Annotated in this window: 5 protein-coding genes; 4 read left to right on the top strand and 1 reads right to left on the bottom strand. The window is 54.6% G+C overall.

Annotated features, from left to right (window positions below):
• From ACMX3H_RS18720 to ACMX3H_RS18710, 3 genes are all read left to right on the top strand, one after another.
• A partial coding sequence (locus ACMX3H_RS18720) for a transposase domain-containing protein (RefSeq protein ID WP_415210747.1) occupies positions 1 to 111 on the top strand: 111 nt, incomplete at its 5' end.
• A gap of 39 nt (positions 112 to 150) precedes the next feature.
• Positions 151 to 744: a DUF2800 domain-containing protein gene (locus ACMX3H_RS18715; protein WP_415211854.1), complete on the top strand. Its 594-nt coding sequence runs from the start codon at positions 151 to 153 to the stop codon at positions 742 to 744.
• A 14-nt stretch (positions 745 to 758) separates the two neighbouring features.
• A complete protein-coding gene (locus ACMX3H_RS18710; protein ID WP_415211855.1) occupies positions 759 to 1,307 on the top strand; it encodes a DUF2815 family protein in 549 nt (182 codons plus the stop codon).
• Between the two features lie 67 nt (positions 1,308 to 1,374).
• Here ACMX3H_RS18710 and ACMX3H_RS18705 read toward each other — a convergent pair whose 3' ends face one another.
• Positions 1,375 to 1,497 (bottom strand): hypothetical protein, encoded by a 123-nt coding sequence (locus ACMX3H_RS18705; RefSeq protein WP_415211853.1) that lies wholly within the window; start codon positions 1,495 to 1,497, stop codon positions 1,375 to 1,377.
• Between the two features lie 407 nt (positions 1,498 to 1,904).
• Between ACMX3H_RS18705 and ACMX3H_RS18700 the strand changes: the two genes are divergently transcribed.
• A complete protein-coding gene (locus ACMX3H_RS18700; RefSeq protein WP_415211852.1) occupies positions 1,905 to 2,093 on the top strand; it encodes a hypothetical protein in 189 nt (62 codons plus the stop codon).
• Positions 2,094 to 2,211 lie beyond the last annotated feature (118 nt).

Here is a 2,211-nt window from a genome sequence, read left to right as displayed (position 1 = left end):
GGCGTGGAGCCGGAAGCGTATCTGCGCCATGTGCTGGCGATTATCGCGGATCATCCCATCAACAAAATCAAAGAGCTCCTGCCGTGGAACCTCACCATCCCTGCTGAATAACTGTCAATACGGCGCTGGGCGTACGCTTACACCGCCGACGTGTTCACGCCGGGCGAAAAGCAGTGCCGCTGGTGTAAAGCCGCCGGCGGTCTCTGTAAAGCCGAGACGGAATACTACCTCAACCTGACCGCAGGGGATTTTGTCGACCTGACGCAGCCGCTGTCCCCGCAACTGGCCGACGCGCCGAAAAGGGTCGCGGCGCTCACGCCCGATGAGCTGGCGGCGATTTACGGCCAACAGCCCGCGCTTAAAGAGTTTTGCAAAAGCGTCTACGCCCGCGTGATGGGCGAACTGCGTAACGGGCACGTGCTACCGGGGCTGAAGCTGGTGCAGGGTAAACCGGGTAACCGCGCCTGGCGCGATGAGGCCGCCGCCCGTGCCATGCTCAAAGACCAGTTCCGCTACAAGGTCGATGACATCTTCGACATGAAGCTTATCAGCCCGACCCGTGCCGAAAAGCTCATCAAAAAAGCCAGTCCCCGCCGCTGGCCGAAAGTGGAGACGCTCATTACACGCCCGGATGGCAAGCCGGTAGTGGCCCCGGAAAGCGACCCACTCCCCGCGCTGAACATGAGCACAGAAAACGACTTTGACAACGTGGATGCCATTGAGGGCACCGCAGAATTTCTTTGATGAAAGGTGAAACAATGAAACTGAAATTGAATGATGTACGACTGGCGTTCCCGGCCCTATTTGAAGCGAAAGCGGTCAATGCGGAAAGTGAACCGCGCTACTCCGCTGCTTTCATTCCTGTGCCCAACCATCCGGCGCTGGTCGAGATAAACAAGGCCATTACCATTGTAGCCAATGATAAATGGGGCGCTAAAGGCCCCGAAACACTGGCCCTGCTGCGCAAGACCCTCAAAATCTGCTTGCATGACGGTGATGAAAAACCCGCTTACGAAGGGTTTGCCGGTAACCACTTTATTTCCGCCAGCAACAAAGTGCGTCCCCGCATTGTCGATCGCAACAACAACCCCTTGGTGCAGGTGGATGGACGACCTTATGCCGGTTGCTACGTCAATGCGGTCATCGACATCTGGGCGCAGGAGAACACTTACGGTAAACGCATCAACGCCTCTCTGATGGGCGTCCAGTTCCTGCGTGATGGCGACGCTTTCGGCGGTGGCGCGCCAGCATCCGAAGAGGATTTCGATGACCTGACTGTCGGCGCAGACGTGGAAGACTTCGCGTAAACCCGCCGCATTTACCCGCCCGGCCTGGCGCCGGGTGCTTCGGTCAGCCATCGATAATGGATTTACCCTATGACTTCCCCACCCCCGCTTTTCGCGGACCTTGAGACGTACTGCGAAAGTAAGCGCCCCGTGGAGGACGTCTTGAATTATTGGTGGGTTTGTTGTATAGCCCGGTAAGAATATGTTCCACTACGATGCCTAGTGAACCCGCATCCTAGTAAGGGACGGCTGTCAGATCATGGATAATCCGGCGATGATAGTGTCCACTTAAATTTTAATGGACACTATCACAAACTTCAGAACCACTAATTTCATATCACTCAAACCGGGATGGAAATAAAAGTTATTAAAATCAATACAATGAGCATAATCGTGTAACGTAGGTTTACTGTTTCATACAACAAACCCACCAATAATTCAAGACGTCCTCCACGGGGTGCTTACGACCATTCATAGCCAATCTGATCGAGCAATGATCGCCCTCAGGCAGGCAGTTTATTGGCATATACCTAAGCTACTCTAAGTGCGTTATTGTAACTTAGTGTCTCCAGTAATATCGTTGGGGTCTTTCCAAATCCAAAAGAGGCATGTGTTATTATGACCACCACCGATGTCCTGTTTCACCCGGTCCGTATTGGCGCCATGGAGCTGCCTAACCGTATCGTCATGGCACCCATGACCCGCAGCTTCGCAGTGGATGGGATCCCTGGCGCGGCGCATGCGGATTACTATCGCCGTCGGTCGGAGGGCGGGGTGGTGCTGGTTTCGGTCACGTCCGATCACTGATTCCGGTCGCCCGATCAGCGATTCCGATTCTGTCCGATCGCTCATCTTCTGTTCCGCCATACTCTGGAGACTTTTAGCTTCCGGGGGTATGGCATGGCACGTAAAAAGAAGAACGCGA

It is taken from the genome of Sodalis sp. (in: enterobacteria) (assembly GCF_047607725.1).
In the GTDB taxonomy this organism is placed as follows: domain Bacteria; phylum Pseudomonadota; class Gammaproteobacteria; order Enterobacterales; family Enterobacteriaceae; genus JBLKSS01.
This window is presented reverse-complemented; position numbering and strand designations above follow the sequence as displayed.